The organism is Streptococcus parasuis (assembly GCF_021654455.1).
Classification (GTDB): domain Bacteria; phylum Bacillota; class Bacilli; order Lactobacillales; family Streptococcaceae; genus Streptococcus; species Streptococcus parasuis.
In genome coordinates, this window is sequence record NZ_AP024276.1 from 85,189 (window position 1) to 99,288 (window position 14,100).

Here is a 14,100-nt window from a genome sequence, read left to right on the forward strand (position 1 = left end):
GGAGACACCTATGGCACACCATCACGATCATGAACATGACCATAATCACGACGAACCTGAATTGATTACTTTAGTAGACGATCAAGGTAATGAAACACTTTTTGAAATCTTGTTGACAATTGATGGTCAGGAAGAATTTGGAAAGAACTACGTCCTCCTGATTCCTGCTAGTGCAGAAGAGGATGAGAACGGAGAAGTTGAAATCCAAGCCTACTCATACATTGAAAATGAGAACGGCACAGAAGGCGATTTGCAACCTATCCCAGAAGACGCAACAGCAGAATGGGATATGATTGAAGAAGTTTTCAACAGCTTTATGGAAGAGGAATAAAAAGGTCCAGTGGACCTTTTTATCATGAGCCTGAAAACAATAGAGCGAATTAAGGTCCAGTGGAGTGAAACAGTCTGGGGATAGACTGTTTCAGCCCGAGCTAAGAAACAGTAAGGCGAGGCATGCATCATGAGCCTGAAAACAAGAAAGCGAATTAAGGTCCAGTGAAGTGGAACAGTCTGGGAAGAGACTGTTCCAGCCAGAAATCGGAAATAGAAGAGTGAAGTTTTTTGGTTGGTTTAATCGAGGATTCTACTCTGAAGAACTAGACCCTCCTTCTGGAAAACGATTGTACTAGGAAGTTTTGTTGAGCTGGAGAATGAGATGAGTGGAGAACTGGAAAAGTATTTGAGAGCAAACTCAGATATCATTAGGATTTTGGAAATCGTTAGGGAACTTGATTTAAAAGATTCTTGGCTATGTGCTGGGACGATTCGTAATTTCATCTGGAATCAATACCATTTTGATAGGACAACTGATGTTGATATTGTATTCTTTGACGAAGGAATATCCTATGAAAAAACTTTAGAAATAGAAAACTATTTGCATTATATGTATCCAGAATATAAATGGGAATTAAAAAATCAGGTCTTTATGCATATTCACAGTCCGAACAGTCTTCCTTACCAGTCATCAAAAGATGCAATTGAAAAATTTCCAGAAAGATGTACAGCTGTTGGTGTACGACTGCTAAAAGAGGGAAACATGGAGCTGTTTGCCCCATTTGGACTGGAGGATATCTATCAATATAGAGTACGGCCTACCCCTCATTTTTTAGCGGACAAAAACCGTATGCAGTTGTATAAAACGAGAGCTTCTAAGAAGAACTGGGATCACAAATGGCCGCAAATAATCATTTCATTTGAAGAATAGCTAAATAGAGATAAGTTCTATTTGGCCTTTTTTATTTATCCAAATGTATATTCGCGTTGCTTGAATGATGAGAGCAAAATGACCACATTCTAAAAAGAGGACAAAAATGTCATGTAAAGTATTGCTTGTTTTCGATAAACTATAGCCAACGAATTAAGAAAAAACTAAGAGGTTAATAGTTTATGAAATTTGAACAAACTTATGCAAAGGTTAGTGGTATTGTACATAAGGCTCGTCAAGAATTTTATATCAAGTTATGGGAAAAGTCAGACTGGGATCAAGAAGGAATGATGGTATTATATGAATTATTAGAAAAACAACCCCAGCTATATGATGATAAAGAAAAATTATATGTATATTTTAAAGTAAAATTTAGAAATCATATAAAGGATGTTATACGCAAGCAAGAAAGTTACAAAAGAAAATTTGACAGAATGGCACATGAAGACATCCATGACCTATCCCATGTTGTGAAATCACCTGGACTGGTTAACGATGAATTTATTCTTCTGCAAGATATGTTACAGTCTTATCGGCAACAGTTAAATTCAGAACAACTAGAGCAATACGAAAAATTGATGGCAGGGCAGAGTTTTAGTGGCCGAAAACAAATGATTCGTGATTTGCAAGACTATTTAGCAGATTTTAAATAAGGTAGGTCAAGACTGGATAATATGCATTTTTTCTATCAACTTAGGACGTGTAAAATACCATGATAGGTGTCTATGACAGTTTCTCCATTGAATAGTAAAAATGAACAAGAAGTCCTCACTAAGTGAAGAATCTTAGCAAGGGCTTTTGGTTTACGACTTATTGATTTTAATAATCAAAGACAAAACGGATGCGCTCTACTGACGAGCTCTCCCAAAAGCACAGCCTTCGATTGCTAAAAGAAACAAGGTGATTCATCTAAATTAATTACATATTTACTTTGAATGAAGCAATATCGATTCTTTGTGACTGAATTTTTGTTTTTTACGCAAGGAACCACCTGCCCCTTCGGACAGGTGGTTTCCCACATATCAACCAATCCTCCCTGTAGGGATCGAACCTACGACCCACGGATTAAGAGTCCGCTGCTCTGCCAGCTGAGCTAAGGAAGGATAAAAAATAAAAATGCTGTATTGGTACCGGTTATCCATGATTTGTATTGATCCCGCACGCTAGAAGCAGGTGGGTGACGCGTTTCTGACTTAGTTGCTTCTGGGTGCGCCAGCTTGCATACTGTCAGAGGATCTTTGTCTCCCTAATAATACAAAAATAGTCGGTCAACACATAGGTATGAATTCGTATACCACAGCAGTTCTTATCTATAATCTAATCTTACCACTTTTTTTAGAAAAATCAAGAGAAAAAATTAAAAAATGTAAGCGTTACCAACACGTTATTGGTTAAAAACCTTGTGTTATCAAGGTTTTATCTATTATTTTTTTTCAAATTTTTTATCTTTTCTTGGGTCATACCCAAGGCACGCTCGTATTTACCGGTGTCATTGGCGGTAAAGTAGTCCGCATGAAGTAACTTATCGGGCAAGTATTGCTGGTCCACCCATTTTTCAGGATAGGCATGCGGATACTGGTAGCCAATAGCATTTCCCAGCTCCTTACTACCGGCATAGTGACCGTCCCGAAGATGATTTGGAATGGGCAGATGGCCGTTTTTCCGCAAATCAGCCAGAGCTGCATCCATAGCCTGATAGGCAGAATTAGACTTGGGCGAGAGAGCCAAATCAATGACCACATTGGCAATCAAAATCCGTGCTTCTGGGAAGCCGATTTTTTGGGCGGCTTCAAGGGCAGTCACTGTATGAATCTGTGCCTCTGGATTGGCCAAGCCAATGTCTTCATAGGCAATGACCGTCAAGCGACGGGCCAGGCTAGGTAGGTCTTCAGCCTCAATCAAACGAGCGGCGTAGTGGAGGCTGGCATTGACATCGCTACCCCGAATGGATTTTTGTAGGGCTGAGAGAATGTCGTAGTGGGCATCGCCGTTCTTGTCCATGCTGATGTAGGACTTTTGCAAGCTATTTTCCACGGCATCCAGATCAATGTGGCGACTGCCGTCGTCACTTTCCTTGGTAGAAAGCACAGCCAGCTCTAGTGAATTATAGGCGGCACGAAGGTCACCGTTGGTAGCATTGGCTAGGAAGTCTAGAGCCTCAGGTTCAATGGTGACGGGGAAGTCAAAACCACGTTCGCTGTCTGTCAGAGCCAGTTCCAAGGCTTGTCGGATATGGCTGGTTTGCAAAGGCTGCAATTCAAAAATCTGAACCCGACTACGAATGGCAGGCAGAATCGAGAAGAAGGGATTTTCCGTCGTTGCCCCAATCATGATGATATTGCCATTTTCCAAAAGAGGAAGCAGAAAGTCCTGCTTGGTCTTGTTGAGACGGTGAATCTCGTCGAGTAGGAGGACTAGGCCACCAGAAAATTTAGCTTCTTCAGCGATTTCCTGCAGGCGTTTTTGGTTGTCTGTCGTGGCATTAAAGGTCCGAAAGGCATACTTGGTCGTGCCAGCAATGGCGGACGCAATCGAGGTCTTGCCAATCCCTGGCGGACCGTAGAGAATCATGGACGACAGCATATTGGCATCAATCATGCGACGGATAATCTTTCCAGGACCGACCAGGTGCTCCTGACCGATGACTTCATCAATGGATTTGGGCCGCATACGAAGGGCGAGATTGGCTGGCATAGGCTTCCTTTCGTTTCTTTTGTTAGCTGATTATGGTACACTTATTATAACACAAAATCGAAAGAGGACTGACATGGCAAAACATGGCTTTTTAGATGTGCTGGAAGTGGCACTGGACAAACATTTTACCTACGATTACGAGCTCAACTGGGACAAGAAAAACCACGCAGTTGAGCTGGCTTTCATCTTAGAAGCACAGAACGCGGCAGGGATTGAAACGGTGGACGACGAAGGCAATGCCTCTGCGGAGGATATTTTCCTAGAGGAGTATGTCCTATTCTACAACCAGGACAAGTCCCGCTTTGACGAGGAAGACTACCTGGTTGCTCTGCCATTTGACGCCAAGAAGGGCTTTTCAGCAGAGTTTCTGACCTACTTCGCAGGTTTTCTCAAGGACACCGCCGATCAAGGTTTAGATGACCTCATGGACTTTTTGGCGGATCCAGAAGCCCAAGAATTTGCGGTTGCATGGGATAGCGAGGCCTTTGAAAAAGGCAGGGCAGACTTGGTAGAGGGGGAGTTTTACCCATATCCGAGGTATTGAGATGGTTCATGAAATGTTACTGGCTCCAAAACCGTTTGAAATGATGAAGTCTGGTCAGAAGACCATTGAGCTACGACTTTACGATGAGAAGCGCAAGCATATACAAATTGGAGATCGCATCCGTTTTTATTGTACAGAGAATCAGACGCAAACGATCGAGGTGCAAGTATTAGATCTTCACATATTTGATAATTTTGCTCAGTTATACAAAGAACTGGATTTATTATCTTGTGGGTATACGCAAAGCAGTATCAGAGAGGCGAAACCAGAAGATATGGAAGTTTACTATTCGCGAGAACAGTTAGAACAATATGGTGCAGTAGGTATAGAATTGAGGGTAATAGATTCTATTTGACATTCCGTTTCCTCTCTTGCTTGACTGCAGGCGAAACTTTTGCTATTATAAAAATAGAAAAGACGTTGAGTTCCAGCTCAACGCCCAGTAGGACCGCTAAACGGTGGTTCAGTTCGTTAGATTAAATAACCGTCAGAACTGTGTCAAAGTTTGCTGACGGTTATTTTTTATCTCGAATAGCTAAAATGATGACGATTATCAAATTCAGCATTCCAACAAGTAGACTTGATAAATATAAATCCAGAGATCTCCGACGTGAGAGTTTTGAAACGATATTTTTCAAAACTCGAGCTAGTGCGTGTCCTAGACAAATCTTATAGGATTTGTCGTTGCCAGATGAGTAAGTTTACTTACCATCTGGCATGGGCTAGCCTTTCTAGCAGATTTGCTGTCCACTTCCATGGGCATCACCTCCGTTCAGAAACTTGGAACCACCGTCTTAAACTTTCCTACACATGTTTATTCGCAGTGCGAATAGAAAATTTTCGAAAAGTATTATTAGGGCTCCATCGCGTAACATTAACTTGTAAAATGGGTTAGAAATCGGTACAATAATACAGTGATTGACGCATAGAAAAGAAAAGGAACAACAAACATGAACTCATGGCAAGAATTAACGATTCACGTGCATCGTGATGCAGAGGAAGCAGTTTCAAATCTGATGATTGAAACGGGCAGTCAGGGGGTGGCCATTAGCGACTCGGCTGACTATGTGGGACAGGAGGACCGTTTCGGTGAACTTTATCCCGAGGTGGAGCAGTCGGATATGATTGCGATTACGGCCTATTATCCTGATACCTTGGATATTGAAGAAATCAAGGCAGATTTGGCGACTCGCTTGGCGGATTTGACAGGCTTTGGCTTGGAAACTGGTCAGGTCAGTCTAGAAAGTCAGGAACTAGCAGAGGAAGACTGGGCGGACAACTGGAAGAAATACTATGAGCCAGCCCGCATTACCCACGATTTGACCATTGTGCCGTCTTGGACCGACTATGAGGCGACTGCTGGTGAGAAGATTATCCGTCTGGATCCAGGCATGGCTTTCGGTACGGGTACTCACCCGACGACCAAGATGAGCCTCTTTGCCTTGGAGCAGGTACTGCGTGGTGGCGAAACAGTCATCGATGTCGGCACAGGCTCAGGCGTTCTCTCAATCGCTAGCTCTCTTCTTGGGGCTAAGGAAATCTTTGCTTACGATTTAGATGAAGTGGCGGTGCGTGTGGCTCAGGAAAACATTGACCTCAACGCCCATACCAGCAATATTCATGTTGCGGCAGGTGACCTGCTTCGTGGCGTTGACATTGAAGCGGAGGTCATCGTTGCCAACATCTTGGCGGACATTCTCGTTCATTTGACGGATGATGCCTACCGTCTTGTCAAGGACGAAGGCTACCTGATTATGAGCGGCATCATCGCGGACAAGTGGGACATGGTGCGAGCATCTGCGGAGGCGGCTGGCTTCTTCCTCGAGACCCACATGATTCAGGGCGAGTGGAATTGCTGTATCTTCAAGAAAACGGCTAACCGCTCAGGTGTGATTGGAGGCTAGGATGCAGCAGTATTTTGTCAATGGCAGAGCACCGCAGGGTATTTTCCAGATTAAGGATAAGGACACTGCCAAGCATATGTTTTCTGTTATGCGATTACAGGCAGATGACCAAATTGTCCTAGTCTTTGATGATGGCATCAAACGCTTGGTGCGAGTAGTGGATAGCCAAAGTCAATCTGTTGAAATCATCGAAGTATTGGCAGACAATGTTGAATTGCCCGTTTCCGTGACCATTGCCATGGGCTTTCCAAAGGGAGATAAGCTCGAGTTTGTCGCTCAAAAGGCAACAGAGTTAGGCATGTTAGCCCTCTGGGCCTTTCCAGCTGATTGGTCTGTGGTCAAATGGGATGGTAAAAAATTAGGCAAAAAAGCAGAGAAGCTAGAAAAAATTGCCCAAGGAGCAGCAGAGCAAAGCAAACGCAATCGTATTCCGGCTGTTCGATTATTTGAGAAAAAATCGGATTTCCTAGCTCAACTAGCAGGATTTGACCAGATTATCTTAGCCTACGAAGAGGCTGCAAAAGAGGGCGAACAAGCTAACTTGGTGAAAATCTTATCTGGCTTAGAAGCTGGCCAATCAGTCCTTGTCATCGTCGGTCCAGAAGGTGGCGTGTCGCCTGAGGAAGTAGCCGCATTTGAAGGAGCGGGAGCGGTCAAGACAGGTCTTGGTCCTCGTATCTTACGAGCGGAGACGGCTCCCCTCTACGCCCTTTCTGCCATTAGCTACGCGACGGAGTTGTTGAGGTAGTGTATGTTTGCTTTAGGAACGATTATCAATACCTTGGCCATTGCCCTAGCAGGTTTGCTAGGGTCTTGGTTTGGACATTTACTGAAAGAACGGCATCAGTCGGGGTTGACGATGGCGAGTGGTGTTGCTGTTCTTTTTCTGGGGATTTCTGGTAGTTTAGAGGGGTTACTGACAGTTGTAGATGGTCAGATCACAAGTCAGAATAGTATGCTTCTGGTCATTAGTTTGGCGTTAGGAACCTTGGTGGGGGAAGTACTCCATATCGAAGGCTGGTTTGAGCAACTTGGTATTTGGCTCCGTGAAAAATCGGGAAATAGTCAAGATTCTCAGTTTTTAGATGCCTTTTTGACGGCTACCTTGACTGTTTGTATTGGAGCTATGGCCATTATTGGTTCTATTCAAGATGGTTTGACGGGAGATTATCGATTATTAGCTATTAAAAGCATTTTGGATTTTATAATTATTTTGATTATGACTTCTAGTTTAGGTAAGGGAGCAGGGTTTTCGGCCGTACCCGTCTTCTTTTTCCAGGGCTCAGTAACGATTTTGGCACGTTTGATTGAACCGATTATGACGGAACAAGCACTTGTGAACCTTTCTCTAATAGGGTCAGTTCTTATTTTTTGTGTCGGAGTTAATATTGTTTGGGATCGAAAAATCCATGTGACTAATATGTTGCCTGCCATCTTAGTAGCAGTTGTTTGGACGTATTTTGTATAATCTTTTTATGAAAATTTACAGAAAAGCAGCTTGAACCTCAGGCTGTTTTTAACGTGTAGAGAAGCAAGTCGACTTCTCCCAACCCTTTCCAGTTTGCGGAAGTCTGATTACTAAGAGTAAAACCATTTTTTAGCAATACTCTTTGGGATGCTTGATGTTCAGGCATGACGAAGGCAAGGATTTCTGAGATGGGATACTCCTGTATTAAGAAACGGCAGAGCAGACTGACCGCTTGGCTGGCTAGACCTTGATTCCAGAAAGCATGATGAAGACGGTAGCCAATGGTCACCGACGCAGTTCGTTTTTTGTAGTCGAAAACTTCCAAGACGCCAATCAATTTCCCTTGAAATTCTAGTCCTAAAAACAATCTTTTTTTCTTATCAAAATCACGTTGGAAATGACTGATTCGTTTGCGAAGGGTTTCTTTATTTTTAGTTGATGTGTTAGGAGTGTATTGGAAATGAAGAGGATTGGAATAGATTTCCCAAAGGTCGTCGAGGTCTGTTTCCTCTATTTTTCGCAGTTGGAAGGAGGCGGCTTGTAGAGTAGGGAAAGTGTCAAATATGGTCGTCCTTTCAAAAGACAAGAGCTTGGTAGACCCAAACTCTCGACTTTTATCTATGTTTAGTTTTCTTTTTTCTTGCGAAGTGCACCAACAAAACCAATCAAGCCGAAGCCAAGAAGACTGAGCATGGAGCTTGCCTCACCAGTAGCTGGGAGTGTTTTTTGACCTGCTTGAGCTGTTGAAGTGGCAGTGCTTGCTTTTGCAGGGCTAGCAAGCTTGTGTTTTGGTGCGGGTACTGTTGTTTTTTCAGCTGGAAGGGTAATAACTTGACCAGACGGAAGTGTGATTTGAACACCTGTTTGATTAGTTGCTATGTTCGTATTGGTATCTGTTTGAACAGTTGGAGGTGTCACTGCTTTTGGCTCGGTATAGACAAAGCGGAACTCACCGAAACCTTCATTTTCAGTAGAGGCTTGGAGGTAAACCAGGCCTTCTTGATCCGCTAGCAAGTCTTTTGCACGATCTGCCGTCAAGAAGCGGAGGTCTAATCCTTTGATGCTATCGGTAAAGGTCCAGTTATTGTCTGCTGTTGGGTTGATGACCTTTTCAGCGATGATGTAGTTGATGATAGCTTGGCGGTTTTCCAGATTGAGTAAGTAGTTGACAGAGGCGTCTTTGACACCTGGGAAGGTACCATTTGCACGGTAGTTGTTGGTCACCACGATAAACTCTTGCTCATCTGTAACAGCCTGTCCATTGTACTGAAGGTTGCGAACACGGCTTGCTGTTTCGTTAACCACCTTACCGTTGCGGTCGTACTTGTTTGGCTGGGTGATGTCGTATTGATAGGTTACGCCGTCAATTACATCGAAGTTGTAGGTCCGGTAGTCAGTATTGACCAGGTTTTGTGGCTCAGTAGAGCTTGGATCGATTTGGTTGAACTGACCTGCGGACATTTCTAACCATTCTTTGAGTTGGGAACCGTTGATTTTTAAGATGGCAACTACGTTATCGTAGAGGTAGAGGTCCGCTACGTTTTTGATAGCGATTGGGCCAGCTGGAATGTCTGTGTAGGCTGTTGCATCGCCACGGGTTCCAGCCTTGAATGGGGCCGCTGCAGAAAGGATTGGTAGGCCAGCTTCAGGCGTTCCTGCTAGTTGCTGTTTGGCATACCAGATTTGGGCATTGTTGACGATTTGAACAGATGGGTCATCTTGCACTAAGGCGAAGAAGCTGTTGATTGGTGCAGTTGTTTCACCGACTTGCTGGCGGACGTAGTTGATGGTTTCAGTGTGGGCTTCTTTAGCCAGGTCAATGATACGGCTGTCGGCCACAGATGACTTGGTATCAATCTTGCGGATGGCAGCCTTGCTAGAAGTTGTGGTCCATTTACCGTCAGTATACGTCAGATTAAGGTCAATCACACCAAGGTGGTCACCGTATTTTCCAGCCATAGTGACAGGAGTGCCGTTGATTTTACCATTTGTGTCGTCCACGCCAGTATATTTAGCGTAGAAGCTTGGTTTTTCAGCTGTCCCTGGAAATTCTGCGTGGGAGTGACCTGTAATCACCGCATCAACTCCTGACAGGCTGGCGATTTGGTAACCGACATTTTCTTCGCCAACTTCATACTGATCATCACCGATACCCGAGTGAGAAAGAACCAAAACGATGTCTGCGCCATTTTCACGAATAACAGGAACAATGTCACGGACTGCTTCAACCGCATCGCGCACGATGACCTTGCCTTCCAAATAGGCCTTGTCCCAGTTGAGGATTTGTGGCGGAACGATTCCTGTGATACCGACTTTCAGGCTGACAGACTTGCCAGTAGTATCTGTAAAGGTTTTGTCAACGATAGTGTAAGGTTGGTAGATGAAATCTTTGGTTGTAGGGTTGAGAACATTGGCGTTGAGAAGGGGCATGCCAGCTGTTGAAATCACCTTGCGGAGGTAGTCTAGACCGTAGTTGAACTCATGGTTACCGAGGGTGCCGGCATCGAAACCTAGCGTATCCAAGGCGGTGTACATAGGATGTTGTTCACCATCTTCAATCGGATCAATGAGAGACTTGTAATTGCCAAGCGGTGTTCCTTGGATGGTGTCACCGTTATCCACAAGGATGACGTTTGGATTTTCAGCCTTGGCATCTTCAATTAGCACGGCCGTTTTTGCCAACCCGAGTGTTTCCACAGGTTTATCTTGGTAATAGTCGTAGTTGACCAAGTTAGTATGGAGGTCCGTTGTTGCTAGGATACGGACATCGACAGATTGGCCTTCGACAGGAGTTGTTGTCTCTGTCGTGGCTGCGCGTGTTTCGGTTGTAGGGTTAGTTGTTGTCTCGTCGCTAGTTGCTACAACGCTAGCTGGAGTGCTAGTTTCAGTTGTAGTTTCAGCGCTTGCAAAAGTCTCAGTTGCTGTAGTTGTTTCTGCTGTTTCAGTTGAAGTCGTCTGATCCTCTGATGTAACTTCCTCAGAGCTTATTTGACTTAATTTGGTTGCTGTCTCTGTTGAGCTAACTGCTGCTTCAGAGGTTTGTGATGCTTGCTCAATTTCTGTGGTACTAGCAAGTGTTCCGTCTACTTCTTCTGCTTGAACGAAGTTAGGACTAGTTGCTAGCAAGGCTAGACTTAATGCGATAGCACATTTGCTAAAACGAAAATTCATGAGAATCCTCCATTTTCTTTTTATAATAATCTTCCACCATCATTATACAGGGGTAAAACCAAAAACTCAAGACAGAATCTGAACGTTTAGGTAATTTTGTTTGAAAAAAACATGAAAACAGAGTGAAAACCGAATATTTTTTCTGATTTTAGTAGAAAAAGAAACTTAGAACCTGTATTCAAAGTTCAGTACTTCCACCTAAGGCTCTTTTTTCAGCTACTCATCGTTCTTTTTTCAAAATACAGTCAGCGTTCCCTCAAAAAAAGCCTTGATTAGCGAAAAAACGATCTCCTATCCACAAGCACGTCACTTGTGAATACAGGTTCTTAGTTTTTATCTGTGTTAGTGGTGCTAGATTCCTTTTTCTTTTTTCATGAAAATGGTAAAATAGTAGGAAATATAAGAGGAAGAGTAATGATATGAAAGAAATAAATTATACTGGGGAGGAAGTGGTTGCCTTAACGGCCACCTACTTACCGGAAGAGGATGTTGCCTTTGTCAAAAAAGCATTAGATTTTGCTACAGAGGCGCACAAAACACAATTTCGAAAATCAGGTGAGCCCTATATTGTACACCCTATTCAGGTGGCAGGTATTTTAGCAGGTCTCAAGCTAGATGCTGTGACGGTTGCATGTGGTTTCTTACATGATGTGGTTGAAGATACAGAGGTGACCTTGGATGAGATGGAAGCTGAATTTGGCCCGGAAGTCCGCCATATTGTCGGCGGTGTGACCAAACTGGGTAAGGTTGAATATAAATCTCATGAAGAACAACTAGCAGAAAACCACCGAAATATGTTAATTGCTATGTCTCAAGATATGCGGGTGATTTTGGTTAAACTCGCTGACCGCTTACACAACATGCGGACTCTTAAGCACTTGCGCAAGGACAAGCAGGAACGTATTTCACGTGAAACAATGGAAATCTATGCACCTCTTGCTCACCGATTAGGTATTTCTTCCATTAAGTGGGAATTGGAGGACATGTCTTTCCGCTATCTCAATGAAGTTGAATTTTATAAAATTACACATATGATGCGTGAGAAGCGCCGTGAGCGTGAGGAATTAGTGACTGAAGTCGTCAACAAACTGCGAGAGTATACAGAGGAACGCCATCTTCACGGACAAATCTATGGTCGTCCAAAGCATATTTATTCTATTTATCGAAAAATGCATGATAAGAGGAAGCGTTTTGATGAGTTGTACGATTTGACTGCTATTCGTTGTATCATGGATACTCAAAGTGATGTTTATGCGATGCTAGGTTACATACATGAGTTGTGGAAACCAATGCCAGGAAGATTTAAAGATTACATCGCAAATCAGAAAGCAAATGGTTACCAATCCATTCATACAACTGTATATGGGCCTAAAGGTCCAATCGAATTTCAAATCCGTACTGTAGAGATGCACCAAGTTGCAGAGTACGGGGTTGCAGCACACTGGGCCTATAAGCGTGGTGGTAAGGCGACCGCTTCTGAAAAAGAATTGCGTTGGATTAATAATTTGATCGAACTTCAAGAAGGTGCTGGTGGAGACGCACAAACCTTTGTAGATTCTGTCAAAGAAGACATTTTTACAGAACGAATTTATGTCTTCACTCCTGATGGTGCGGTACGGGAACTGCCTAAGGACTCTGTGCCAATCGACTTCGCATATGAAATTCATACCAAGGTAGGTGAGCGAGCGACAGGTGCTAAAGTCAACGGTCGCATGGTCCCTCTGACAACCAAACTCAAAACAGGGGATCAGGTAGAAATTATTACTTCAGCCAATTCCTTTGGTCCGAGTCGTGACTGGGTTAATCTTGTAAAAACCCATAAAGCCCGTAACAAAATCAAGCAGTTCTTTAAAAATCAAGATAAGGAATTATCGGTTTCCAAAGGACGTGAGATGCTTCAAAGCTTGCTTCAAGAAAATGGCTACGTTCCGAACCAGTATTTAGATCGTCGTCACATGGATGAAGTTTTGCAAAAGACCAGCTATAAAACAGACGAGGCTCTTTATGCGGCAGTCGGTTTTGGAGAAGTTTCTGCCGTGTCAATCTTCAATCGTTTGACAGAAAAGGAACGTCGTGAGGCCGAACGTGCCAAGGCAAAAGCGGTCGCAGATGAACTGGTTAATGGTGGAGGGGTCAAACACGACAATAAAGACAGTTTAAAAATCCGACACGAGGGTGGTGTGGTTATCGAGGGCGCTTCTGGCTTGCTGATTCGGATTGCCAAATGTTGTAATCCAGTACCGGGTGATGAGATTGTTGGTTATATCACCAAGGGGCGTGGGGTGGCTGTTCACCGTGTGGACTGTATGAACCTTAAGAGTCAAGAAAATTACGATGTGCGCTTAATTGATGTTGATTGGGAAGATGATAATTCAACAAAAGAGTACATGGCCAATATTGATATTTATGGACTGAATCGCTCGGGACTTCTCAATGATGTTTTGAAAGTATTGACTAATGCTAGCAAAAACATTTCGTCCGTTAATGCACAACCAACCAAGGATATGAAATTTGCGACGATTCATGTATCCTTTGGGATTTCCAATTTGGCAACCTTGACCAGTTTGGTCGACAAAATTAAGTCGGTTCCAGAAGTTTATTCAGTGAAAAGGACCAACGGATAAGATGAAAATAGTATTACAACGTGTTTCTCAAGCCAGTGTGACTATCGAAGATATAGTACATGGGCAGATCAAGCAAGGCCTTCTTCTTTTAGTCGGTATTGGTCCGGAAGATGGTCAAGAAGATTTGGATTATGCTGTGCGAAAAATCGTTAATATGCGGATATTTTCAGATGAGGCAGGTAAGATGAACAAATCTGTTCAAGATGTGGAGGGTAAGATATTATCCATTTCTCAATTTACTCTTTTTGCGGATACAAAAAAAGGCAATCGCCCTGCATTTACAGGAGCGGCAGCTCCTGCTCTGGCCAGCCAACTCTATGATGAGTTTAATCAGGCCTTGTCTGAATTTGTACCAGTCGAGGTGGGTGTTTTTGGGGCTGATATGCAGGTCAGTCTAGTCAATGATGGACCGGTTACCATTATCTTAGATACAAAAAACAGGTAAGAATTTTAGAAATAGTCTGTACTCTCTATCTCTATTTTGATATACT

The 14,100-nt window shown here is 43.3% G+C and carries 13 protein-coding genes, 1 tRNA gene and 1 other RNA gene; 10 read left to right on the forward strand and 5 right to left on the reverse strand.

Annotated elements, in window-relative coordinates; genetic code table 11:
• The first annotated feature begins 10 nt into the window (after positions 1 to 10).
• The 3 genes from L6410_RS00480 (at position 11) to L6410_RS00490 (ending at position 1,857) form a co-directional block, all read left to right on the forward strand.
• Positions 11 to 331: a DUF1292 domain-containing protein gene (locus L6410_RS00480; RefSeq protein ID WP_024392832.1), complete on the forward strand. Its 321-nt coding sequence runs from the start codon at positions 11 to 13 to the stop codon at positions 329 to 331.
• Between the two features lie 324 nt (positions 332 to 655).
• Positions 656 to 1,204, forward strand: coding sequence for a nucleotidyltransferase family protein (locus L6410_RS00485; RefSeq protein WP_237395576.1), 549 nt, complete (start codon positions 656 to 658; stop codon positions 1,202 to 1,204).
• Between the two features lie 182 nt (positions 1,205 to 1,386).
• Entirely contained in the window at positions 1,387 to 1,857 is a 471-nt protein-coding gene (locus L6410_RS00490; protein ID WP_024392830.1) for a sigma-70 RNA polymerase sigma factor region 4 domain-containing protein, read from the forward strand.
• A 377-nt stretch (positions 1,858 to 2,234) separates the two neighbouring features.
• Here L6410_RS00490 and L6410_RS00495 read toward each other — a convergent pair.
• The 3 genes from L6410_RS00495 to L6410_RS00505 all read right to left on the reverse strand — a co-directional run bounded on the left by L6410_RS00495 (position 2,235) and on the right by L6410_RS00505 (position 3,898).
• A tRNA-Lys gene (locus tag L6410_RS00495) sits at positions 2,235 to 2,307 on the reverse strand.
• A 9-nt stretch (positions 2,308 to 2,316) separates the two neighbouring features.
• Positions 2,317 to 2,510: non-coding RNA, 6S RNA (gene ssrS / locus L6410_RS00500), on the reverse strand.
• 110 nt (positions 2,511 to 2,620) lie between these two features.
• Complete coding sequence (locus L6410_RS00505; RefSeq protein WP_024397541.1) at positions 2,621 to 3,898, reverse strand: replication-associated recombination protein A; 1,278 nt, start codon at positions 3,896 to 3,898, stop codon at positions 2,621 to 2,623.
• Between the two features lie 73 nt (positions 3,899 to 3,971).
• On the opposite strand from L6410_RS00505, the gene L6410_RS00510 reads away from it, so the two are divergent.
• From L6410_RS00510 to L6410_RS00530, 5 genes are all read left to right on the forward strand, one after another.
• On the forward strand, positions 3,972 to 4,442 hold the full coding sequence (locus tag L6410_RS00510) for a DUF3013 family protein (protein ID WP_237395577.1): 471 nt from the start codon (positions 3,972 to 3,974) through the stop codon (positions 4,440 to 4,442).
• Position 4,443: 1 nt separating this feature from the next.
• The gene (locus tag L6410_RS00515; protein WP_014636733.1) at positions 4,444 to 4,797 is read left to right on the forward strand and encodes an ASCH domain-containing protein; all 354 of its coding nucleotides are present in this window, start codon (positions 4,444 to 4,446) and stop codon (positions 4,795 to 4,797) included.
• A 595-nt stretch (positions 4,798 to 5,392) separates the two neighbouring features.
• On the forward strand, positions 5,393 to 6,346 hold the full coding sequence (gene prmA / locus L6410_RS00520; protein ID WP_237395578.1) for a 50S ribosomal protein L11 methyltransferase: 954 nt from the start codon (positions 5,393 to 5,395) through the stop codon (positions 6,344 to 6,346).
• A gap of 1 nt (position 6,347) precedes the next feature.
• The gene (locus L6410_RS00525; protein ID WP_237395579.1) at positions 6,348 to 7,094 is read left to right on the forward strand and encodes a 16S rRNA (uracil(1498)-N(3))-methyltransferase; all 747 of its coding nucleotides are present in this window, start codon (positions 6,348 to 6,350) and stop codon (positions 7,092 to 7,094) included.
• Between the two features lie 3 nt (positions 7,095 to 7,097).
• The gene (locus L6410_RS00530) at positions 7,098 to 7,814 is read left to right on the forward strand and encodes a DUF554 domain-containing protein (protein ID WP_237395580.1); all 717 of its coding nucleotides are present in this window, start codon (positions 7,098 to 7,100) and stop codon (positions 7,812 to 7,814) included.
• Between the two features lie 37 nt (positions 7,815 to 7,851).
• Here the strand turns inward: L6410_RS00530 and L6410_RS00535 are convergent, their stop codons facing one another.
• Together L6410_RS00535 and L6410_RS00540 are read right to left on the reverse strand one after the other, a co-directional pair.
• Complete coding sequence (locus tag L6410_RS00535) at positions 7,852 to 8,400, reverse strand: GNAT family N-acetyltransferase (protein WP_237395581.1); 549 nt, start codon at positions 8,398 to 8,400, stop codon at positions 7,852 to 7,854.
• Positions 8,401 to 8,438: 38 nt separating this feature from the next.
• A complete protein-coding gene (locus L6410_RS00540; RefSeq protein ID WP_237395583.1) occupies positions 8,439 to 10,985 on the reverse strand; it encodes a bifunctional 2',3'-cyclic-nucleotide 2'-phosphodiesterase/3'-nucleotidase in 2,547 nt (848 codons plus the stop codon).
• A gap of 419 nt (positions 10,986 to 11,404) precedes the next feature.
• On the opposite strand from L6410_RS00540, the gene L6410_RS00545 reads away from it, so the two are divergent.
• Together L6410_RS00545 and dtd are read left to right on the forward strand one after the other, a co-directional pair.
• Positions 11,405 to 13,609 (forward strand): RelA/SpoT family protein, encoded by a 2,205-nt coding sequence (locus L6410_RS00545; protein ID WP_237395585.1) that lies wholly within the window; start codon positions 11,405 to 11,407, stop codon positions 13,607 to 13,609.
• A 1-nt stretch (position 13,610) separates the two neighbouring features.
• On the forward strand, positions 13,611 to 14,054 hold the full coding sequence (dtd, locus tag L6410_RS00550; RefSeq protein WP_024396732.1) for a D-aminoacyl-tRNA deacylase: 444 nt from the start codon (positions 13,611 to 13,613) through the stop codon (positions 14,052 to 14,054).
• Positions 14,055 to 14,100 lie beyond the last annotated feature (46 nt).

Coding starts and splice junctions, on each gene's coding strand:
- L6410_RS00490 (WP_024392830.1), top strand. CDS start 1,387: ATGAAATTTGAACAAACTTATGCAAAGGTTAGTGGTATTGTACATAAG.
- L6410_RS00545 (WP_237395585.1), top strand. CDS start 11,405: ATGAAAGAAATAAATTATACTGGGGAGGAAGTGGTTGCCTTAACGGCC.
- L6410_RS00480 (WP_024392832.1), top strand. CDS start 11: ATGGCACACCATCACGATCATGAACATGACCATAATCACGACGAACCT.
- L6410_RS00510 (WP_237395577.1), top strand. CDS start 3,972: ATGGCAAAACATGGCTTTTTAGATGTGCTGGAAGTGGCACTGGACAAA.
- L6410_RS00485 (WP_237395576.1), top strand. CDS start 656: ATGAGTGGAGAACTGGAAAAGTATTTGAGAGCAAACTCAGATATCATT.
- dtd (WP_024396732.1), top strand. CDS start 13,611: ATGAAAATAGTATTACAACGTGTTTCTCAAGCCAGTGTGACTATCGAA.
- L6410_RS00515 (WP_014636733.1), top strand. CDS start 4,444: ATGGTTCATGAAATGTTACTGGCTCCAAAACCGTTTGAAATGATGAAG.
- L6410_RS00525 (WP_237395579.1), top strand. CDS start 6,348: ATGCAGCAGTATTTTGTCAATGGCAGAGCACCGCAGGGTATTTTCCAG.
- prmA (WP_237395578.1), top strand. CDS start 5,393: ATGAACTCATGGCAAGAATTAACGATTCACGTGCATCGTGATGCAGAG.
- L6410_RS00530 (WP_237395580.1), top strand. CDS start 7,098: ATGTTTGCTTTAGGAACGATTATCAATACCTTGGCCATTGCCCTAGCA.
- L6410_RS00540 (WP_237395583.1), bottom strand. CDS start 10,985: ATGAATTTTCGTTTTAGCAAATGTGCTATCGCATTAAGTCTAGCCTTG.
- L6410_RS00505 (WP_024397541.1), bottom strand. CDS start 3,898: ATGCCAGCCAATCTCGCCCTTCGTATGCGGCCCAAATCCATTGATGAA.